This window comes from Novosphingobium sp. KACC 22771 (assembly GCF_028736195.1).
Taxonomy (GTDB): Bacteria; Pseudomonadota; Alphaproteobacteria; order Sphingomonadales; family Sphingomonadaceae; genus Novosphingobium.
This window is the reverse complement of the sequence record NZ_CP117881.1, coordinates 2363530-2384405: the sequence shown is the minus strand read 5'-3', so window position 1 is coordinate 2384405 and position 20876 is coordinate 2363530. Positions and strand designations below refer to the sequence as shown.

The following is a 20876-nucleotide window of genomic DNA, read 5'->3' as shown; positions in this document are numbered from 1 at the left end:
CGCGCTTGCGAACAGGCGACCCAAACGGCATCCGCTTAATCCTGACAGCCATACCAGTCATAGGTTTCTGTCTCAGGGAGTATCGGTTTTGCGCAAGTTTGCCCCAAAGTTTGGGTATGTCCCGGTGTCGCTGGTGTGGGCGATGGTTTGTGCCGGGCCGGTGCTGGCGCAATCGGCGCCTGCGCCCCTCGCCGCCGCTGATGCGCCGCTGGGCGCGGCGGCCGCCGATGCCGCATCCGAGACGGCCCCATCCGGGGGCGCCGCATCCGATGAGGCCGCCAATGCCGCGCCCGGCAACAACGACGCGCCGGTCACGCGGGGGCGTGAGATTGTGGTGATCGCCGACCGCATCAAGGGGCAGGTTGAAGCGCCCCAGCCGCCCATCGCCGTGTTCGATGAGGAAGACATTGCCGCCTATGGCGCCACCACGGTCGATGACCTGATCACCGCCATTTCGCCGCAAACCGGCAGCGGGCGTGGGCGCGGGGCATCCGGCCCGGTCATTCTGGTCAATGGCCAGCGCATCACCAATTTCCGCGAGATGATGAACTATCCGCCGGAATCGATCCGCCGGGTCGAGGTCCTGCCCGAAGAGGTTGCGCTGCGTTTCGGCTACAGCGCCGACCAGCGGGTGGTGAACATCATCCTGAAAGACCACTATCAGGCCCGCACCGTCGAGGCCGAACTGGCCCTGTCCGACAGCATCGGCGCCAATACGCTCAAGGGCATGGCCTCGGTGCTGAAAATCGACAAGGGGCGGCGGATGAACCTGACCGCCAAGGCCGACCGCACCAATCCGGTCACCGAGGCGCAGGCCAATGTCCTGCAGGCGGCGGGCACCATCCCCACCGTCGCGAGTGATCCCAGCCCGGCCGCCAACCGCACCGTCGTTTCCAATACCAAGGACTACTCGCTCAACGGCACTTATACCGCGCCGCTGAACAAGGATTTGATGAGCGGCAACATGACGTTCAACGCGCTGGCCTCGCGCGCGGATGTGACGGGGCTGGCGGGGCTCAATATCTATTCGCCCGGCGCCGGTGTGCTGCGCACGTTTGACGGGGCGCTGACGCGGCGGACGCTGACCGATACTTTTTCGGCGGGCGCGGGGCTCAACAAGCGCATTCTGGACTGGAACCTGTCGGCCACCGCCGACATCAGCCATGTGGACGCCACCACCACCACGGCCAATCGCGTGACCGACAATGCGGCGCTGGCCGCCGCCTTGGCCAGCGGGATTGCGCCGAGCGGCGGCTTTACCACCGCCAAGAGCAAGACCGATACGGTGACGACACTGGTCACGCTGAGCGGGCGGCCGGTGGCGCTGCCGGCGGGCAAGATGGCGGTGACGGTCAAGGGCGGCTTTAACTACACGGCGCTGGCCGCCAACAGCAACAGCCTGCTGAGCGCGGCCTCGAACCTCAAGCGGGGCGATGCTTCGCTGGGCGTCAATCTGGGCATTCCCCTGACCAGCCGCCGCGAGCATGTGGGCGAGGCGCTGGGCGATATCACGCTCAACCTGTCGGCCTCGGCCGATCACCTGTCCGATTTCGGCGAACTGGTGGACTGGAGCGCGGGCCTGACGTGGAACGTCACCGACAAGCTGGGTTTTCAGGCCAGCTATCTCTATGACGAGGCTGCGCCTTCGCTGTCCAATCTCGGCTCGCCGCTGGTGGCCACTTACAATGTGTCGGTCTATGACTTTGTGAAAAGCCAGACTGTGCTGGCCACGGTCATCACCGGAGGCAATCCGGCGCTGGTGCGCGAACACCGCAATGACATCAAGCTGGGCATGAACTGGACCCCGCCGATCCTGAAGGGCGCGTCCAATCTGGTGGTCGAATATTTCAACAACCGGTCGAACAATGTCACGACCGCCTTTCCCACCACGCTGACCACGGCGATCGAGGGGGCCTATCCGGGGCGCGTGACGCGCGATCCCACCACGGGCGCCATTACCCAGATCGACCGGCGCGCGATCACTTTGGCCGAGACGAATGACGAGCATATCCGCTGGGGCTTCAACATCGGCGGCAATCTGGGCAAGGAAATCAAGAGCCAGGGGCGCGGGCCGTTTGGCATGATGGGTGGGGCGCCGGGTGGTGGGCGTCCTAGTGGCGGGCCGGGCGGCGGTCGTCCGGGTGGTGGTTCAGGCGGTCCGCCGCCGGGTGGCGGCATGGGTGGTCCGCCTCCGGGCGGGGGTGGTCCGGGCGGCCCTCCGGGCGGTGGGCGCGGCGGTCGCTATGAAGGCCGCTGGAACCTCTCGCTTTATCATACCGTCTATTTCGTAAACCGGGTTCAGGTGGCGGCCAGCGGGCCTTCGCTCGATCTGCTGGGCGGCGATGCGCTGTCGGGCGGGGGCACGGCGCGCCATGCGCTGGAGGGCGAGGGCGGCTTCTTCTTCAAGGGCATCGGGCTGCGCATGAACGGCACATGGGCCGCCCCCACCCATGTCAACGGCAGCGGCGTGCCCGGTTCGACCGACCTTCGTTTCGGCTCGCTGTTCAAGCTCAACACGCGACTGTTCATTGATCTGGGCCAGCAAAAGCGGCTGGTAAAGGATACGCCCTTCTTCAAGGACGCCCGTTTCAGCATCGGCGCCAAGAACATCTTCAACCAGCGCCAGCGCGTGACCGACAGCAATGGCAACACGCCGCTGTCCTATCAGCCGCTGTATATGGACCCGCAGGGGCGCACCATCGAGATTGAATTCCGCAAGATGTTCTGAGAGTTTGTTCGGGAATTCGCCGAGAGAGGCGAATTCCCAACGGCACCGGTCCTCTCCCCCGACCCAGCCACCCAACAGGGTAAATTATGGGTGGCAGGGCCGGGGGAGAGGGCCGGTGCCGCAATTCGAGGGTTTGCAAAAGTTGGGGGAGAGGCGGGCCGGGCCTCTCCCTTTTTTGCGCGATGAGGCCTATCTGGGCGGCATGGTTGACGATGCGAACAATCCGCCCGACCGCGCGGCGGACCGGTTTAATGAAGACAAGGCGGTAAGCCTGATCCGTGGCGGGGGCGATCGGCCCGATCTGGACGCGGGCGTGGCGGCGATCCGCGAGGTGCTGGCCACTTTGCCGGTGCGACCCGGCGTGTACCGGATGCAGGATGCGCGCGGCGACGTGCTCTATGTCGGCAAGGCGCGAGCGCTGCGCAATCGCGTTGCCAATTACACACAGGTGGACCGGCTGCCTTTGCGTCTGCAACGCATGGTGTCGCAAACGCGCAGCATGACCATCGTGACAACCAACAGCGAGGCCGAGGCCCTGCTGCTGGAAGCGCAGCTCATCAAGCGGTTTCGCCCGCCTTATAACGTGCTGCTGCGCGATGATAAAAGTTTTCCTTTTATTCTGCTGCGTTCCGACCACGATTTCGCGCGGATTATGAAGCATCGCGGCGCGCGCCGGGCCGAGGGCAATTATTACGGCCCCTTTGCCAGCGCCGGATCGGTCAACACCACGATCAATGCGTTGCAGAAACTTTTCCTGCTGCGAAGCTGCACCGATTCCTTTTTCAGCCGCCGCGACCGTCCCTGCCTGCTGTATCAGATCAAGCGGTGCAGCGCGCCTTGCGTGGACCGGATCAGCAAGGAGGATTACGGCGAATTGGTGCGTCAGGCGAAGGACTTCCTTGGCGGCAAGAGCAATGCGGTTCAGCGCGAGATCGAAGCGCAGATGAGCGTGGCGGCCGAGGATCTCGATTTCGAGCGCGCCGCCATGCTGCGTGACCGTCTGCGCGCCGCGACCTTCATTCAAGGGTCGCAGGCCATCCATGCCGAGGGTCTGCCCAATGCCGACATCTTTGCCTGCGCGGAAAAAGCGGGACAGATCGCGATCCAGGCCTTCTTCATCCGCGGCGGCCAGAACTGGGGCCACCGCGCCTTCTTCCCCGTCCGCACCGAGGGGATGGAGATGGGCGAGGTGCTGCAAAGCTTTATGGCGCAATTCTATGAGGAAGTGCCGCCGCCCCGCGTTATCCTGCTCGACCGCGCCTTGCCCGAGGCGGATTTGTTGGCCGAGGCCTTGAAGGAGGCCGCAGGCGGCAAGGTCGAGATCGCCATCCCGCAGCGCGGCGACCGGAAAAAGCTGGTCGAGCAGGCCACGCGCAATGCGGCCGAGGCGCTGGACCGCCGCATGGCCGAGAGCGGCAGCAAGGCCAAAGTCTGGCGCGAGATGGCCGATTTCCTCGAACTGGACGAGCCCCAGCGGATCGAGGTTTACGACAACAGCCACATTCAGGGCCAGCACGCGCTGGGCGCGATGATTTGTGCCGGGCCGGAGGGTTTCATCAAGAACCAATATCGCAAATGGAACATCCGCGAGGCCCAGACCAACGACGACTTTGCCATGATGCGCGAGGTGATGACTCGCCGCTTTGGCCGCGCCATGGAGGAGGACCCCGACCGCGATAAGGGCCAGTGGCCCGATTGCGTGCTGATCGACGGGGGCAAGGGGCAGATGAGCGCAGTGAAAGCGGCGCTGGAGGAACTGGGCGTTGAGGACGTGCCGCTGATCGCCATCGCCAAGGGGCCGCACCACGGCCGCGACGGGCGCGAAGTGTTCCACTTCCCCGACGGGCGCGAGAAGATGCTGCCCGTCAACTCGCCCGTCCTCTTTCACCTGCAACGCCTGCGCGACGAGGTTCACCGCTTTGCCATCGGCGCCCACCGTGAAAAGCGCAGCCGGGCGATCACCGCCTCGCCGCTTGATGAAATCCCCGGCATCGGGCCTGCGCGCAAGCGGGCGCTCTTGCTGCATTTCGGCACGGCCAGTCGGGTGAGGGCGGCGGCGCTGGATGACCTTATGCGCACACCCGGCGTTTCAGAGGCGGTGGCGCGCACGGTGTATGATTTCTATCATCCGGGGGGGTGATTTTTTGGGGTATTATGAAGGGTGCCTCCGGCGGACAAAGGGACTCGTCCCTTTGCAATCCCGTTAATGGGGTGGGGTTTGTTGGCGGTGTTTTGTTTCATGGAATGAAAGCCTGCGGCGCTGGTATGCCGCACCGCAGGCTTTAAAAATTGAGAGCCTCGGCGGGAGCCCCTCGCATCCAAACCCTTCTTAAATCCCAAACCCTGCCCCGCCCAATTCCCGCCGGGCCATCACGCCAAATATCCCCCGCCGAACCGCCCCGCCTATCTCAATCGAGACGCGCCCCACCGGGCGGCGTTCGCGCCACAGGTGGGTAATCATCGGATGGGTTTCATCGGCGCAGCTATCGACCCAGCCCAACCCCGGCATATCCAGCATCGCCAGATTTTCGCGCTGCAACAAAACGCCGGGCGAATAGGCGCTCAACGTCTCGTCATAGGCGGTCTTGAACATGAAGGCGCCGGGCTTGGTGATAAAGGTTGCAAGCATGGCGATCGGCCGCCCATCCAGCGTCATCGACAGGCGCTCCAGCCGCCCGCGCGCCGCTGCGCCATGCAGCCCCTCGCGCCACAGCGCCGTGGTGGCGGGCAGGCAGGCCAGCGCCGATCTGGCCTCGCCCTTCCATCCTGCCGCCTCCAGCTTCAGGAAATCCTCGCACCATGCCGAGAGGTCATCCTCGCCCTCGTGACGGACAAATTCCAGCGTGCCCAACTCGCCCAGGCGATTGGCCTGTCGCCTATATTCCTTGCGTTTTTTGCCCGACACCGTGGCTTCGAAATAGGCTTCGGGGGAAAGGTCGCTTTGCAGCATCACATGCTGCTTGCGCCCGACCAGCGCGGCATTGCGCCCCTGTTCGGCCGATACATCGCGCAAGGCATCGGCCACCGCCCCCGACAGCGGCAATTCGCCCAGATGCAGGAACAGGCCCAGCCCGCCCTGCGCATCGGCCCAGGCCAGCAGCGCCCGCCAGAACGAGCGCTCCAGCCCCCGCGCGACCAACGGCGCGCCAAGGAAGCCATTGGGATGCGCCCAACTGGCCCAATGCGGGATGGGGCGGGTGTAATAGCGGCTCTGGCGCACAATCGGCATGATCCCGGCCAGATCGCCGCCCATTTCAAAGCGCAGGATTCGCACCCGCCCATCCGGGTCCAGCCCGCGCAGCGCAGGCAGAAGATACCAGCTTTCGAAAAACGGGTTCGGTTCGCTGGCCCACATGGCCAAGGCGTCCCACGCCAGAACCGAGCCCATATCCTGCATCTCGCGCCAGTCCACGCTGCGGATCTCGCCCTTCGGGGCGGGCTTTTGCGGCATTTGCGGAACGGGCATCGGGCCGGGCGGCAGGCGCGAGGGCGCAACAAGCGGCTCGGCACGTTTGAATTGGGGCTGGCTCGCCACAGTCACCTCTTGAGCGCGGACAGGATGCGCCAAAAGTTACGGGCAAAGCGGCAAAGGAAGTATGAATAAGCGGGGAATTATTAAACGCTCCTCCCGGCGATCGCGCCGGAAGGAGCGCTCAAATTGCGATCAGCCCATATGCCCCGCCAGCGCCGCCAACAGCAGCAGCGCGACGATATTGGTGATCTTGATCATCGGATTGACCGCCGGGCCTGCGGTGTCCTTATACGGATCGCCCACGGTGTCGCCCGTCACGGCCGCCTTGTGGGCCTCGCTGCCCTTGCCGCCGTGATGGCCGTCTTCGATATACTTCTTGGCATTGTCCCATGCGCCGCCGCCGCTGGTCATCGAAAGCGCCACGAACAGGCCCCCCACAATCACCCCCAGCAGCAAAGCCCCCAGCGCGGCAAAGCCATTATCCTGCCCCGCCACCAGCGTGATGACGTAATAGACCACCACCGGCGCCAGCACGGGCAGCAGGCTGGGCACGATCATTTCCTTGATCGCCGCGCGCGTGACCAGATCGACCGTGCGGGCATAGTCGGGCCGCGATGTGCCCGCCATGATGCCCGGATTGTCGCGGAACTGTTCGCGCACATCGACCACGACATCGCCCGCCGCGCGGCCCACCGCCGTCATGCCCATCGCGCCAAACAGATAGGGCAGCAAGGCGCCCAGCAGCAGCCCGACGATCACATAGGGATTTTCAAGGCTGAAATTGACGGTCAGATGCGGGAAAAACTCGCGCAGATCCGTGGTATAGGCTGCAAACAGCACCAGCGCGGCCAGCCCCGCCGAACCAATGGCATAGCCCTTGGTCACGGCCTTGGTCGTATTGCCGACGGCATCGAGCGCATCGGTCCTTTCGCGCACCGATGCTTCCATATCGGCCATCTCGGCAATGCCGCCCGCATTGTCCGTCACCGGACCATAGGCGTCGAGCGCGACCACCATGCCCGCCAGAGCCAGCATCGCGGTTGCCGCATAGGCAATGCCGATCAGGCCCGCCAGCTTATACGCGATGATGATCCCCGCCACGATCACCAGTGTAGGCAGGGCGGTCGCCTCAAGGCTGATGGCAAGGCCCTGGATGACATTGGTGCCATGGCCGGTCACGGAGGCCTTGGCGATGGACTTGACCGGGCGATAGGAGGTGCCGGTGTAATATTCGGTGATCCAGATGATGAGGCCGGTGATGATGAGGCCCAGCAGCGAGCAATGGAACAGCGCGCCGCCCGTCAAGCCCGATGCGTCGATTGGCGTGGCAAAATCGCCCACTGCCGTATGGATCGCCCAGCCGATGGCCGGGATCGACAGGATCGCGGTGACAAGGAAGCCCTTGTACATCGCGCCCATGATGTTGTTGGCGCCGCCCAGTTTCACAAAATAGGTGCCGATGATCGAGGTGACGATGCAGACCCCGCCGATCAGCAGCGGCAGGCTCATCAGCGCCATCAGATTGCCCGCGCCTTTGACCAGCAGAGCGGTCAGCACCATGGTTGCGCCCACGGTCACCACATAGGTCTCGAACAGGTCGGCGGCCATGCCGGCGCAATCGCCCACATTGTCGCCCACATTGTCGGCGATCACGGCGGGGTTGCGCGGGTCGTCCTCGGGAATGCCCGCCTCGACCTTGCCGACAAGGTCCGCGCCGACATCGGCCGCCTTGGTGAAAATACCGCCGCCCAGCCGGGCAAAGATCGACACCAGCGAAGCCCCCAGCGCCAGCGCCGTCAGACCCGTCACCACGGTCCGGTCATTGGGGGCAAGGCCATGGCCAAAACCCCCCGTCGAGGTCAGATGCCAGAAGAACCCGGCAATCGCCAGCAGCGCCAGCCCCGCCACCAGCATCCCCGTGATCGCGCCCGCGCGGAACGCCAGCGTCAGGCCCGCCTGCAGGCCCTGTTGCGCAGCCGCCGCCGTGCGCACATTGGAACGCACCGACACATTCATGCCGATAAACCCCGCCGCGCCCGACAAGACCGCGCCCAGCACAAAGCCGATCGCCGCAATCTCGCCCAGCGCCAGCGCGATGATGATCGCCGCCACGACGCCGACAATCGCAATCGTGGTATATTGCCGCTTGAGATAGGCCTGCGCGCCCTCCTGAATGGCGGCGGCAATTTCCTGCATCCGGGCCGAACCTGCGCTCGCGCCCAAAACTTGTCTGCTTGTGATGTAACCGTAAACAACGGCCAAGGCCCCAAGGCCCATGGCGATCAGCACCAGGTTCATAGCTATCCCCTCTGCTTTTCGGTTCTGCCGGGAAAATCCGACAGTTCCTGTCCGGGCCTGTTCTTGTTTGATCAAACAGTGCCCATCGCTTGCACAGGTATAGGGGGAGGAAAAGGCAGCGCAAGAGCGATTTGATCCGCCCGGCCCCGGAATGGGACAGATTGTCCATTAAGATTCTGTTAGGGATTTTTCCAAAGCGCTTCATGGTTTACAAATGGTTATCGACCGATTCACCAAAGTTTGAGTCGGTGCGCCAATGCATCAGACGGGGCATGATAAATGCTGGAAGATCCAAAGCTCGTTCAGGACGCGATCAAGGCGCCTGCCGAACCTGTACTTTATGAGCCAGCGCTGGATTCGGGCGGGGCGCGGGCCATTCCGCTGGGCCGCGACGACGGGCTGGACCGGCATACACGCCGCGATCTGCGCAAGGAAGAGATCGAGATCGCGCGCCGGTTTCACGGTGGTCGGATGTGGCCCTATGCGGTGGCGGCCTTTGGCTGCTTTGCTCTGTGGGTGTCGTTTTTCCCGCTGGTGATCATGGGGCATCTTAACCTTCCGCTGGCCTGCCTGATCTCGTGCATCATCGCCACGGGTGGCTATGTGACCAGCCATGAGGCGATGCATTCAAACATCGCGCGCAAGGGGGAAAAGCTGCGCTGGCTCAATGAAGCGGTGGGTGCGGTTTCGACGATCCCCATCGTGTTTCCCTTCTCGATGGCGCGCATCATGCATCTGGAGCATCACTACCATTGCAATGATCCGCTGAAGGACCCCGACTACACCGACGAGGCGCCCAACTGGTGGATGGCGATCTACAAGACCTGGTATAACCGCCAGCCCGGCGTCGATGGCTCGATCCATCATTACAAGCGCATTCTGTCCGAGATGGGCACGCCCGAGGCCAAGCGCGCGCTCAAGGAAACGATGCTGCTGCAACTCTTCTTCATGGCGGTTTTGTTCACCATGGCGTGGAGCGGCTATGCGATCGAGGCGGCCTTGCTCTGGTGGCTGCCGCGGCATGTCGGCCTGTCCTATATCCGCTTCTATCTGAGCTGGGCGCCGCATCATCCGCGTGAAGGCAAGACGGGGCGCTATGAGAACACCAACCTGTTCAAGAGCAAGCTGGGCCATGTGATGTCGATGGGAATGCAGTATCACATCATCCACCACATGTATCCGGGTATCCCCAACCACCGCACCAAGCATGCCTATTACGCGATGCGCCACATTCTGGAGGCGCGCGGGGTGGATGTGTCACCGCTGCCGGCTGTTAAGGGGAATTAAGCCGATGGAAAACGTGTTCAAGCAGATCTTTTATTGGATGCCGTTCTTTTTCGGCATCGGCTTTATCGCCCCGCTCATCGCGCAAACGATGAACCTGTGGCATTGGCAGGCACCCTTTGGCCTGCCGAACATCACCTTTGGCCTGATCATTGGCGGCGTGTGGGGGCTGCAAACCGTGATCCGCGGGCGCTGGATCTAGGTGGGGGTTTAATGCTGATAGCCCAGTGAGCCGAGGGCAGGGGTGCCGTCGATTGTGACCGGCGCCTCCTGCCTTTTGCCCACGACGCCGATCCGGTGCATCGGCATGGGCAGCGCCAGTTCGGGCGGTGCGGTCAGCAGCAGTTGGTAATCATCGCCCCAACGCAGCGCCTCGTCGCGCCGATCGGTCGGACAGGCCAGCGGGATCGCGGCACTTTCCAGATTGATCGTCACCTTGCTGGCGCGCGCAATGCGTGAGGCATCAAGCAGCAGGCCGTCCGAGACATCCATCATCGTGGTGACGAAGGGGGCGAGCGCCTGCCCCTCGGCCATGCGGGCCAGCGGGCGGCGATAGGCCAGGCTCTGCTGCGCAGGGCGGCTCTCGCGCAGGGCCTCAAGCCCCATCATTGCCGCGCCCACGGGCCCGGTGATATAGACCAGATCGCCTACCCGCGCCCCGTCGCGCCCCGGCACCGGCAGATGGGACGCGCGCCCGATGGCGGTCAGCCCCAGCACCTGCGGCCCATCGCTGCTGACCGTATCGCCGCCCAGCAGCCGCGCGCCATATTCATCGAGCGCCTCGGCCAGACCGGCCAGAAATCGCTCCTCATTTCCGTTGAGTTGATAGGAGAGCAGCACGCCCATCGGCACCGCGCCCTTGGCCGCCAGATCCGACATATTCGTCGCCACCAGACGCCATGCCACATCGGCCGGGTCCTGATCGGGCAGGAAATGGACCCCCGCCACCATCGTGTCATGGGTCAGCACCAGCGTCTCGCTGCCAAAAGGCAGCACCGCGCAATCATCGGTCAGCCCGCGTGCGGCGGGATCGCTGGCCAGCGCGCGCAGCGCCTCGATAAAGGCCAGTTCCCGCCCCAAACCGGTTAACGCGCCGCCCGCGCGATGGCGTCGAGCACGCCGTTCACAAACTTGGCTTCGCGCTCGTCAAAGAAGGCATGGGCCACATCGACATATTCGTTGATGACCGTGGGCGCGGCGACATCATCTCGGGCCAGCAGTTCATAGGTGCCGGCGCGCAGGATCTGCACCATCGTCTTGTCCAGACGCTCCAACCGCCAGCCCTCGGCCAGCTTTTCGGCTATGCGCGCGTCGATTTCTTCACTGCGCGCCAGCACGCCCTTGACCACGTCATCGAAATGGATGCGGTCGGCATCGGCGAACTGGATGTCCTCGATTTCCGCGCCCAGACGGTGGCGGTGAAATTCATCGAGCAGCGTGGGCAGGGCGGTGCCTTCCATCGCATGCTGATACAGCGCCTGCACCGCGCCAAGGCGGGCGACCGAGCGGGACTGGGACTTGGGAGCTTTGCTCATCGAAAAATTCCTTATGCGGCCAAGTGGCCTTATTGACCCAGCCGGATCGCGACAGAGCGACCATGGGCGGGCAGCCCTTCGGCATCGGCAAGGGCCACAGCGGCCGGGCCGATAGCAGCCAGAGCCGCTTCGTCAAGTTGCAGGAAGCTGGTGCGCTTCATAAAGTCTAGCACGGAAAGCCCGCTGGCGAAACGTGCGCGGCGGCCGGTGGGCAAAACGTGGTTCGGTCCGGCGACATAATCGCCGATCGCCTCGGGCGTGTGGCGGCCCAGAAAGGCGCTGCCTGCATGGCGGATTTGGGCGAACAGGGCGTCGGGATCATCCGTGGCGATTTCGACATGCTCGGCGGCCAGACGGTTGGACAGGGCCGGGGCCTCGCCCATCAGATCATCGACCACGATCACCACGCCGTAATCGTTCCACGACTGGCGCGCGGTGGTTTGCGTGGCCAGAGCCTGCAATTCCACCTCGACCGCCGCGATCACGGCATCGGCAAAATTGGCATCGTCAGTAATCAGGATCGACTGCGCCACCGGGTCATGCTCGGCCTGAGACAGCAGATCGGCGGCGATCCACGCGGGATTGTTGCGCCCATCGGCCACCACCAGAATTTCCGAAGGCCCGGCCACCATGTCGATGCCCACCACGCCGTAAAGCTGGCGCTTGGCCTCGGCCACATAGGCATTGCCGGGGCCGACGATGACATCGACCGGCTTGATCCGCTCCGTGCCATAGGCCAGCGCGCCAACCGCCTGCGCCCCGCCCACGCGCCAGATTTCATCGACGCCCGCGAGATGTGCGGCGGCCAGCACCAGAGGATTGACCGCGCCGCGCGGGGTGGGGGTGACCACCACCAGACGCTCGACTCCCGCGACCTTGGCCGGAATGGCATTCATCAACAGCGAGGAGGGATAGGCCGCGCGACCACCCGGAACATAAAGCCCCGCCGCATCCACCGGCCGCCACACCGCGCCAAGGCGAACCCCGGCATCATCGGTATAGTCGCGGTTTTCCGGCTTTTGCGCCTCGTGATAGGCGGCAATGCGCCGCGCCGCGGTTTCCAGCGCCTCGCGCAGGGTCGGGTCCAAAGCCTCAAACGCGGCGCGGCATTCCTGCGCGCTGATCCGCCAATCAGCCTCGGTTTCCAGTGCATGGCCGTCAAAGCGCGCGGTGTAATCCACCAGCGCCGCATCGCCGCGCGCGCGAACATCGGCCAGAACCGAGAGCACCACCTGAGTCACGCCCGCGTCGCTCTCGCGCCGGTCGCCAACGATTTTGTCAAACGCCTCGGCAAAGCCGGGGTCGCGCGAATTAAGCCGGATCATGCCTCAACCTTCTCCGCCGCCATCTTGCGGAACTGTTCAACCAACTCGCCCACGCGCGGATCGGTCTTGAGCGCCGCCCGGTTGACGATCAGGCGCGCCGAAATCTGCATGATGACTTCCGTCTCGCGCAGGCCGTTTTCCTTGAGCGTGCGCCCGGTGGAAACCAGATCGACGATCCGCCCCGACAGGCCCAGCATCGGCGCCAGCTCCATCGCGCCGTTCAGCTTGACCACCTCGGCCTGAATGCCCTTGGCTTCATAGTGCTTGTGGGTCAGATGCGGATATTTGCTGGCCACGCGCAGGTGGCTGGCGCTGGCCGTATCGCCCGCATCGACGGGTTCGGCCACCGACAGGCGGCAATGGCCGATGTTGAGATCAACCGGCGCATAAAGGTCGGGATAAGCGAATTCCTCCACCACATCCGAGCCGACGATACCGGCCTGCGCCGCGCCATGGGCAACGAACGTGGCCACATCGAAGGCGCGCACGCGGATCAGCCGCATGTCCGAGCCTTCGACGGCAAAGGACAGCGCGCGCGACTTTTTATCATGAAACTCCGCTTCAGGCACGACACCAGCGCGCGCCATCAGCGGCAGAGCTTCATCGAGGATGCGCCCCTTGGGGATCGCAAAGGTGAGCGGTTTGGACGAGAATGACATGCGCGCCGCATTAGTTTGCATTGCAGCGCAGAGCAACCGCCATGACAGCACAGAATCCGATCATGGAGATGACCGTTTTTCATGAGCGGCAGAAAAACAGCGGGGCGGCGCCTGGCCGGTCTATTCGCCCAGCACGCGCTCCAGCATCTCGCTCATGTCTTCCGGATAGATCGTTTCGGCCCAACCCGCGATTTCGTGCCGGGCAAACCAGCGATATTCGCGCATTACCGCCTGTTCGGTTTCGGTATGGTTCGTCGTATCGATGGCCGGATTGGCCATGCGCAGCAGGAAATAGCGATCATCGCCCGTCACCGGCTCGCCCGCCAGTGTGACAAAGTCGCTGATGACGCGGGTGACTTCCGGCCCGCAATCGGCCCTGATCCCGGTTTCCTCAAACAATTCGCGCGTGGCGGCTTCCTCATAGGTCTCGCCCTCCTCGGCCTCGCCACCCGGCGCGCACCAGAAAGGGGCGCGATCATCGGGCGTGAAGCGAAAGAGCAGCAATTCCCCCGCCTCATTGAGCAAGAGAATGCGCGAGGCGCGGCGAATCCGGCGCACACCCACTTTATTCGCTGTCACGCCGCCTCGCCGGGGGCAAAGGCGCGGATCGCCAGCGCATGCACCCGCTGGCCCGGAATATCGCCCAGTGCCTGATTGACCATCCGCTGGCGCATCACGCGGTTGACGCCCGCAAAGGCGGCGCTTTCGATAACCACGGTGAAATGCGATTCGCCCGTGCCATCATCGCCCATATGGCCGGCGTGACTGCTCGAATCGTTGATGACATCGAGCCGCGCGGGAGCAAAAGCGGCGGTCAGACGTTGGGTGATTTCCGTGGCAAGCGGGCCGGACATAGAAGGTTTCCTTAAAGCAGGGCCTTTCCTCCTAGCCCATTTGTCGCCAAGGGGAAAAGATGGTTCAGGACAGATTCCACGGCAGAGTCAAAGGTTCGCAGCGCCCATGCGAATGGCCCGGATGCGATCAGGCGGGCGAATTTCGCGCGCCCGGCGTCAAGGCGTCGGGCTTTGACGGGCCGGGCCAATATCGCTGGTTCTGCCTTGACCATATCCGCGCGTTTAACGCCGGATATGACTATTTCGAAGGCATGAGCCCCGAAGAAATCTGGGCCGCGCAATCGCCGATCCATGGCTGGGAGCAGGAAGCGCGGGCGTTCCGCCCCACGGCGGGCATCGATTCGGCGCCGCGCTGGGCCGATTTTGCCGATCCTCTGGACGCGATCAGCCAGCGCGCGCGCCGCGCCAAGGAGGCGATGCGTCCGATGGCATGGCCCGACGGCCGCATCGCCAGCCTGGAGGAAAAGCGGGCGCTCGACACGATGGGGCTGGGGGTGGATGCGGATCGGCGCGAATTGCGCATGCGCTATTCCGACCTCGTCCACCGCTATCACCCCGACCGCAATGGCGGCGACCGCAGCCATGAGAGCAAGTTGCAACAGGTGGTCGAAGCCTATCAGATGCTGCGCAAATTGCCGGGTTTCGCCTAAGCCTCGGCCAGCGCAGCCAGCTGATCGGCGCAGGCGCCCCAACCGGTGGTGAAGCCCATCGCCTCGTGCTGCTTCATCGCTTCCGCGCTCCAGTGGCGGGCGCTGGCGGTATAGCGGGTGCCTTGGCCTTCGGCTTCGACCTGCCAGATGCCGATCATGAAGGGGCCGGAGGGCTCCAGATCGCCATTGACCGCATCGGTGGTGACAAAGCGCCGCCCTTCGTCCCATGCCAGATAGATGCCGCGCATCGGCATGACCTCGCCATCGGGGCCGAACATGGTCATTTCGCAGGCGCCGCCCGGGCGGCGATCCTGATGCACGACCTCGGCGCGCCATGGTGCGGGGCACCACCATTCGTTCTGGCGGTTGACCATGATGTCCCAGACCTTGTCCGGCGCGGCGGCGATATAGCGGGAGATCGATAATTCATGCATGACACGTTTCCTTAATCACGATCAGGCGCGCCCAGCGGGAAATAGGTGCGAAACGGCCGCGCATCCTCAACACAGCGCGAGATCGGGGGCAGGGCCAGCAGATGCGCCCGCCAGCCGCGCAGCTTTGGGCAATCATCGGAAATGCGCGTGACCCAATCGGCATAGAACAGCGAGGGCGCGGCGGCGCATTCGATCAGCGTGATCGCATCCCCCGCCGAATAATCCGCCAGCCAGCCCTCGATCCAGCGATAGGTGCGCAGCAGGCGCTCATCGACCCGCTTCTGCACCTCGTCCGATACGGCGCCATGGCGGATTGCCTCATCGACGCTCTCCTGCATGGCATTCATCACGTAATTGTCGAAAACGCGGTCGATCATCCGCGTGCGGATCGCCGCGTCGGGATCGGCGGGGATCAGCGGGGCCGGGCCGGGATGATGCAGCGCCAGATATTCGATGATCGCGCTGGCCTCGAACACCTGCGTTGCGCCATCGACCAGCAGGGGGAATTTGCCCATCGGGCTGGCGGCCTGAACCCTTGCGTAAAATTCGGGGTTTTGCCCGTCCAGCATGCGGAAGGAGAAGGGCGTGTCATTGGCATAGAGCGCGATCAGCGCCTTCCATGTGTAGGACGAGAAGGGGTGGCCATAAAGTTCGAGCATCACGGGCCCTTTCGCGCCGCTTCGATGGCGGCAATGTCGATTTTCACCATCGTCTGCATCGCGGCAAACACGCGCCCGCGCGCCGCCGGATCAGCATCGCCCATGCCTTCGACCAACGCGCGCGGCGTGATCTGCCACCGGATGCCCCAGCGATCCACGCACCATCCGCAGGCCATTTCCCGCCCGCCATCGGCAATCAGCGCATCCCAGTAGCGGTCGGTTTCCTCCTGCGTTTCGGTGCTCACCTGAATCGAAAAGGCATCGGTATGCTTTGTATGCCCGCCGCCGTTCAGGCCGATGCAGGCAAAACCCAGCAGCGTGAATTCCACCACCAGCGCATCACCCGCCTTGCCGCCCGGATAATCGCCCGGCGCGCGCATGACATGGCCCACCGCCGTATCGGGAAGCAGACCGGCATAGAAGTCCGCCGCCGCCTCGGCCCCGCCATGCAGATCCTTGTCATACCACAGGCACAGCGTGCCCTTGGCTGTACCCCATCGGGTCATGACTGTTTCTCCTGCATCGCGGCGATCAGGGCCTCGTCGATCGCCTTGGCCTGAGAATAGGCGGGGCGGGCCATCAAACGCTCTCCATAGGCCAGAAATTCGGGCAATGCGGGCAGGGTCTTGAACATCGTGCCCCACATCACATGGCTGCCCACATAGACATCGGCCATGGTAAAGCGCGATCCGCAGACAAAATCATGCGCCCGGCAATGCGCGGCCAGCGTTTCGACCATCCGGTCATAAGAGCCGAAGCCAAAGCTGACCTGCTGGCGCTCATTGGGTTCAAAACCGGCCGAGCGCGCCGTGATGGCCTGCTCCATCGGCCCTGCGGCAAAGAACATCCAGCGGTAATAGGCGGCCCGCTCCTGCGCCGTGGGGGCCAGCGCCCCGCCGCCCTCGGTCTCGGCCAGATAGGCGCAGATGGCCGAGGTTTCGGCCAAAGGATAATCGCCATCGGCGCTGTGATGCACCAGCGTCGGCAATTTGCCCATGCCATTGGCCGCCAGCAGCGCGGCCGGTTTAGGCGCGCCATAGTCCACGATCACCTGTTCGTAATCGGCGCCGACCTCATGCAGCGCCCATCGCGCGATTTGGCCCCGCGACATCGGATTGGTGAAAAACGTATAGTCGGCCATAACGCCTCCTCGCGAGAGCAATAGTGGAACGGCATCGCAAAAAGCGACGCTCTCAAACCTGTTTCTGGGCCACTTTCTGGGCCACGATGGCAAAAGCCGCGCCTTGCGGGTCAAGCGCGTTGAAAATCCAGTCTCCGCCGGGAACCTCGCTGGGGCCGTGCAGGACAGTGGCTCCGCCCGCGACAGCGGCCTGATGCGCGGCATCGAAATCGGCGGCGCGGATATAGTGGTTCCATCCACCCATCGGCACATGGGGCGGCTTGGGCATCATCGCGCCAAAAGTGACGCCATCGTGGCTCAGGAACTGATAGGTGCCGTAGCTGCCCATATCCATGGATCCGGCGGTTCCCCACCCGAACACCTCGGTATAGAAGGCCAGCGCCGCGTCGAAATCGCCGGTGTAGAGTTCGTTCCAGCCCACGCTCTGCGCCTCGGCGGGGGAATAGGCGACGGAAGGGGAGGCGTCGGGCCCCGGATTGGGCTGCATCAGATAAAAGCTGGCGCCCCACGGGTCCATGACCATGGCAAAACTGCCCTCGTCAATATCCATGCGCGGCATCAGCGCCCGCCCGCCATGCGCGACCACCTGCGCCAGCGTGGCGTCCAGATCATCCACGCCGATATAGCCGACCCACATTGGATGCGCGCCCTGCGCCAGCATATCCTCCGACAGTGGCAGCACCCCGCCGACCTGACGCCCATCGGCGCGGGCGATATGGCCATAGAACAGCGGCGGCTCGGCCCCCGGCGCGATGGTCCAGCCCACGACGGCCTCATAGAAGGCCTTGGCCCCGGCGGCGTCCTTGGTCATCAGCTCGTACCAGATCCAGCTTCCCAGCAGCTTGGCCATCGCACTCTCCCTTTGGGGCATCTGTTGTGATTCGTATCGACAGAGGGTGGCACTATGGTTACAAATTACAACCATGAAGTTGGAAAAAGTAACTGATGTCCATGGGCGCTGGTATGGCGATGCCTGCGGGGCGGCGTTTGGCATGGAATTGCTGGGCGAACGCTGGGCCGGGCTTGTCCTGCGCGAACTGATGCTGGGGGCGCGGCGCTTCACCGATCTGCGCTTTGCCCTGCCGGGGATCAGCGCGCGGGTTTTGACCGAAAGGCTGGTCGGGCTGGAGGCGGCGGGCCTTGTCCGGCGCGAAGAGGAGCGGCTCTACGGCCTGACGCCATGGGGACAGGCGGCCGAGCCGGTGCTGCTGTCCCTGTGCCGCTGGGCGCTGATGTCGCCGGATCGCGATATGGCGCTGGCGATTTCGCCGGTGGCGCTGATGCTCTCGCTGCGGGCGCTGATCGTGGCGGAGAGGGCGGCGGAAATGGACATGGCCTGCGCCATCGTCATCGCGCGCGAGAGCTTTGCGCTGACATTGCGGGGCGGGGCGTTGACCATCGCGCGCGGCGGGGCAGGGGGCGATTTCACCCTGACCGCGCCCAACACCGCGCCGCTCAAACGCTTTATCTATGGCAAGGCGCCACTGGCCGGCCTGCCCGATCTGGCGCTGGCGGGCGATGCCTATGCGGCCATGATGTTCGCCCGCTGCTTTGCGCTTCCTGATACGGTTTAGGCCGGATATGGTTTAGGCCAATCCGGCGGCTTTGGCATGCGCGGTTTCCATCGCGGCCACACTTTGCCATGCCGGACGGGCGGTCACGCGGTCATACCAGGCGGCAATTGCCGGAAAGCGCGCCCGATCCAATTCTGCGTCAATATATTCGGCGGTGGCCAACAGGCTGGCCACCGCGATATCGCCCAGCGAAAATTCGCCTGCCAGCCAGCCCTCGGCGGGGATCACGCCTTCGAGATAGGTCAGCACATCGTTGAACTTCCTGATCGCGGCCAGCGCCACCTCCTCATCCCCCGCCACACCCCGCATTTGGGGCAGCACGAAGCGGTTGAAGATGGCCGGGCCAAGCGCGGGCACCATGATCGTATCGGCCAATTCCTCGAACCACACTGCACGGCCGCGTGCGCGGGCCTCGGCCGGATAGATCGGCGCTTCGGGCGCCAGCGCGTCGAAATAGGCGCAGATGGCTGTGGAGTCGCAAAGCAGATAGTCGCCGTCCTTGATCGCCGGGATCTTGCGGAAGGGGCTGGCGGCCAGAAAATCCTCGCCAGGCTCGGCAAAGCTGAAAGGTGGCATGTCGAGCGCAAGGCCCTTTTCCGCCGCGACAACGGCCACTTTGCGCACGAAAGGCGAAAACAGGGCGCCGAACAGTTCCATAATAATTTCCCTCCCCAAGGTGAATCTGGTTTCCAACCCTTGCAAACATATTGCAGCCGCGAGAAGCAGCGGCTAGCAGTTTTGCGCGATGACCGAGATTCAGACCATTCAGCCCGACAGCCGCTCGACCACCATTTTGAGCGCACCCGACATCACCGTCGATGTGCGCGAGGTGTTCGGCATCGATATCGACATGAAAGTCCCCGCCTTTTCGGTGGCGGACGAGCGCGTGCCCGACCGCGACGACACCTATGTGTTCGATCCGGACACCACGCTGGCGATCCTTGCAGGCTTTGCCTTCAACCGCCGCGTGATGGTTCAGGGCTATCATGGCACGGGCAAATCGACCCATATCGAGCAGGTGGCCGCGCGTCTGAACTGGCCCTGCATCCGCATCAACCTTGACGCGCATATCAGCCGTATCGACCTGATCGGGCGCGATGCCATCGTGTTGAAGGATGGCAAGCAGGTCACCGAATTCCGCGAAGGGCTGCTGCCCTGGGCGCTGCAGACGCCGACCGCGCTGGTGTTCGACGAATATGACGCGGGCCGCCCGGACGTGATGTTCGTGATCCAGCGCGTGCTGGAAACCGAGGGCAAGCTGACCCTGCTGGACCAGAACCGCGTGATCCGTCCGTCCAAGTGGTTCCGCCTGTTCGCCACGGCCAACACGGTGGGCCTTGGAGATACCTCGGGCCTCTATCACGGCACGCAGGCGATCAATCAGGGCCAGATGGACCGCTGGAACATGGTCGTGGCGCTGAACTATCTGCCCCATGCAACGGAAACCGGAATTGTCCACAAGAAGGTGCCCGGCCTGCCCGAACGCACCATCGCCGATATGGTGCGCGTGGCCGACCTGACCCGCGCAGGCTTCATCAATGGCGATATTTCGACCGTGATGAGCCCTCGCGCTGTGATTACATGGGCGCAGAACACCGAAATCTTCAAGGACGCCGGTTTCGCCTTCCGCCTCTCGTTCCTCAACAAGTGTGATGAGACCGAGCGGGTGCTGGTGGCTGAGTATTATCAGCGCGTGTTTGGCACCGATCTGCCTGAGAGCGTGGTGGCGCGGGCTTGATGCCCGTTGCCGCGCTGGCCTTCTTTCTGGCCTTTGGCGATCTGGAAGAAGGCCCGCAGCGCTGGTGTGCTTATCGCACGTCCGCCGAGATGAAAAAGGCGGCCGGATCGGGCGAAACGACCGGGCAGTGGGCCGAGATGCGATGGCAGGGTATGGTAGTTAGCCGCCTGCTTTACGCCACCGAGAGCGAAGACAGCTATGTTGAGGACACCTATGCCTTGGATCCGGCGGGGCGCGTAGTGACGCTGGCAAGGCATGGTCATTATATCAACGATCCATTCTGGACGACGACTTATCGCTCTGATGCCCGTGGCAAGCTGATTCTGACGCCTGAAAGTGCAGCCGAGAGAAAGAAGCGCGCTACGTCCGGGCGTGAAGATTATTTTCTCGACTGGGCTAAATATGACAGCCTGCCGTCTATGCCCTTTGCGGGTCTTTTGGCTCGGCAAAATGGGGCGATTGTGGTGCGTTATGGGTGTGCGAAGGTGTCGCGCTGATTTTTGAGGATAGAGATGCCTCCGGCGG

Annotated in this window: 22 protein-coding genes; 8 read left to right on the top strand and 14 right to left on the bottom strand. The window is 63.7% G+C overall.

Going from position 1 to position 20876, the window contains the following annotated elements; genetic code table 11:
• Positions 1–88: 88 nt before the first annotated feature.
• Positions 89–2728, top strand: a complete 2640-nt coding sequence (locus tag PQ467_RS10900) for a TonB-dependent receptor (RefSeq protein ID WP_274173438.1) — start codon at positions 89–91, stop codon at positions 2726–2728.
• 202 nt (positions 2729–2930) lie between these two features.
• Positions 2931–4868, top strand: coding sequence for an excinuclease ABC subunit UvrC (gene uvrC, locus PQ467_RS10895; protein WP_274176137.1), 1938 nt, complete (start codon positions 2931–2933; stop codon positions 4866–4868).
• A gap of 189 nt (positions 4869–5057) precedes the next feature.
• Here uvrC and PQ467_RS10890 read toward each other — a convergent pair whose 3' ends face one another.
• Both PQ467_RS10890 and PQ467_RS10885 read right to left on the bottom strand, forming a co-directional pair.
• A complete protein-coding gene (locus PQ467_RS10890) occupies positions 5058–6263 on the bottom strand; it encodes a GNAT family N-acetyltransferase (protein WP_274173437.1) in 1206 nt (401 codons plus the stop codon).
• Positions 6264–6392: 129 nt separating this feature from the next.
• On the bottom strand, positions 6393–8498 hold the full coding sequence (locus tag PQ467_RS10885; protein WP_274173436.1) for a sodium-translocating pyrophosphatase: 2106 nt from the start codon (positions 8496–8498) through the stop codon (positions 6393–6395).
• A gap of 279 nt (positions 8499–8777) precedes the next feature.
• Between PQ467_RS10885 and PQ467_RS10880 the strand changes: the two genes are divergently transcribed.
• Together PQ467_RS10880 and PQ467_RS10875 are read left to right on the top strand one after the other, a co-directional pair.
• Positions 8778–9785 (top strand): fatty acid desaturase, encoded by a 1008-nt coding sequence (locus tag PQ467_RS10880; RefSeq protein ID WP_274173435.1) that lies wholly within the window; start codon positions 8778–8780, stop codon positions 9783–9785.
• A 4-nt stretch (positions 9786–9789) separates the two neighbouring features.
• A complete protein-coding gene (locus PQ467_RS10875; protein ID WP_274173434.1) occupies positions 9790–9984 on the top strand; it encodes a hypothetical protein in 195 nt (64 codons plus the stop codon).
• Positions 9985–9992: 8 nt separating this feature from the next.
• Here PQ467_RS10875 and thiL read toward each other — a convergent pair whose 3' ends face one another.
• The 6 genes from thiL to PQ467_RS10845 form a co-directional block, all read right to left on the bottom strand.
• Positions 9993–10862 carry a thiamine-phosphate kinase gene (thiL, locus tag PQ467_RS10870; protein ID WP_274173433.1) on the bottom strand — a complete coding sequence of 290 codons (870 nt, stop codon included), beginning with the start codon at positions 10860–10862 and terminating at the stop codon, positions 9993–9995.
• 5 nt (positions 10863–10867) lie between these two features.
• Positions 10868–11317 (bottom strand): transcription antitermination factor NusB, encoded by a 450-nt coding sequence (nusB, locus tag PQ467_RS10865; RefSeq protein WP_274173432.1) that lies wholly within the window; start codon positions 11315–11317, stop codon positions 10868–10870.
• A gap of 29 nt (positions 11318–11346) precedes the next feature.
• Positions 11347–12642 carry a histidinol dehydrogenase gene (gene hisD / locus PQ467_RS10860; protein ID WP_274173431.1) on the bottom strand — a complete coding sequence of 432 codons (1296 nt, stop codon included), beginning with the start codon at positions 12640–12642 and terminating at the stop codon, positions 11347–11349.
• Positions 12639–13301, bottom strand: a complete 663-nt coding sequence (gene hisG / locus PQ467_RS10855; protein WP_168605171.1) for an ATP phosphoribosyltransferase — start codon at positions 13299–13301, stop codon at positions 12639–12641. Before hisG ends, hisD begins: the two co-directional genes overlap by 4 nt.
• Positions 13302–13421: 120 nt before the next feature.
• A complete protein-coding gene (locus PQ467_RS10850; protein ID WP_274173430.1) occupies positions 13422–13880 on the bottom strand; it encodes an NUDIX domain-containing protein in 459 nt (152 codons plus the stop codon).
• Complete coding sequence (locus tag PQ467_RS10845) at positions 13877–14155, bottom strand: BolA family protein (protein WP_168605174.1); 279 nt, start codon at positions 14153–14155, stop codon at positions 13877–13879. The genes PQ467_RS10850 and PQ467_RS10845 overlap by 4 nt, the downstream gene beginning before the upstream one ends.
• A 59-nt stretch (positions 14156–14214) precedes the next feature.
• Between PQ467_RS10845 and PQ467_RS10840 the strand changes: the two genes are divergently transcribed.
• On the top strand, positions 14215–14805 hold the full coding sequence (locus tag PQ467_RS10840) for a DnaJ domain-containing protein (protein ID WP_274173429.1): 591 nt from the start codon (positions 14215–14217) through the stop codon (positions 14803–14805).
• On the opposite strand, the gene PQ467_RS10835 is transcribed toward PQ467_RS10840, so the two are convergent.
• Genes PQ467_RS10835 through PQ467_RS10815 form a run of 5 tightly spaced genes read right to left on the bottom strand, consistent with a single transcriptional unit; the run spans position 14802 to position 17889 of the window.
• On the bottom strand, positions 14802–15239 hold the full coding sequence (locus tag PQ467_RS10835; RefSeq protein ID WP_274173428.1) for an SRPBCC domain-containing protein: 438 nt from the start codon (positions 15237–15239) through the stop codon (positions 14802–14804). The genes PQ467_RS10840 and PQ467_RS10835 overlap by 4 nt on opposite strands.
• Before the next feature lie 11 nt (positions 15240–15250).
• A complete protein-coding gene (locus PQ467_RS10830; protein ID WP_337995090.1) occupies positions 15251–15898 on the bottom strand; it encodes a glutathione S-transferase family protein in 648 nt (215 codons plus the stop codon).
• Positions 15898–16404 carry a VOC family protein gene (locus PQ467_RS10825; protein ID WP_274173426.1) on the bottom strand — a complete coding sequence of 169 codons (507 nt, stop codon included), beginning with the start codon at positions 16402–16404 and terminating at the stop codon, positions 15898–15900. Before PQ467_RS10825 ends, PQ467_RS10830 begins: the two co-directional genes overlap by 1 nt.
• Positions 16401–17039 (bottom strand): glutathione S-transferase family protein, encoded by a 639-nt coding sequence (locus PQ467_RS10820; RefSeq protein WP_274173425.1) that lies wholly within the window; start codon positions 17037–17039, stop codon positions 16401–16403. The genes PQ467_RS10825 and PQ467_RS10820 overlap by 4 nt, the downstream gene beginning before the upstream one ends.
• Before the next feature lie 52 nt (positions 17040–17091).
• The gene (locus PQ467_RS10815) at positions 17092–17889 is read right to left on the bottom strand and encodes a VOC family protein (protein ID WP_274173424.1); all 798 of its coding nucleotides are present in this window, start codon (positions 17887–17889) and stop codon (positions 17092–17094) included.
• 73 nt (positions 17890–17962) lie between these two features.
• Here PQ467_RS10815 and PQ467_RS10810 point away from each other — a divergent pair, with 73 nt between their 5' ends.
• Positions 17963–18613: a winged helix-turn-helix transcriptional regulator gene (locus tag PQ467_RS10810; protein WP_274173423.1), complete on the top strand. Its 651-nt coding sequence runs from the start codon at positions 17963–17965 to the stop codon at positions 18611–18613.
• Positions 18614–18625: 12 nt separating this feature from the next.
• On the opposite strand, the gene PQ467_RS10805 is transcribed toward PQ467_RS10810, so the two are convergent.
• On the bottom strand, positions 18626–19270 hold the full coding sequence (locus PQ467_RS10805) for a glutathione S-transferase family protein (RefSeq protein ID WP_274173422.1): 645 nt from the start codon (positions 19268–19270) through the stop codon (positions 18626–18628).
• Positions 19271–19358: 88 nt separating this feature from the next.
• Between PQ467_RS10805 and cobS the strand changes: the two genes are divergently transcribed.
• Both cobS and PQ467_RS10795 read left to right on the top strand, forming a co-directional pair.
• The gene (gene cobS / locus PQ467_RS10800) at positions 19359–20351 is read left to right on the top strand and encodes a cobaltochelatase subunit CobS (RefSeq protein WP_274173421.1); all 993 of its coding nucleotides are present in this window, start codon (positions 19359–19361) and stop codon (positions 20349–20351) included.
• Positions 20348–20848 (top strand): hypothetical protein, encoded by a 501-nt coding sequence (locus PQ467_RS10795; protein WP_274173420.1) that lies wholly within the window; start codon positions 20348–20350, stop codon positions 20846–20848. The genes cobS and PQ467_RS10795 overlap by 4 nt, the downstream gene beginning before the upstream one ends.
• Positions 20849–20876: the final 28 nt, after the last annotated feature.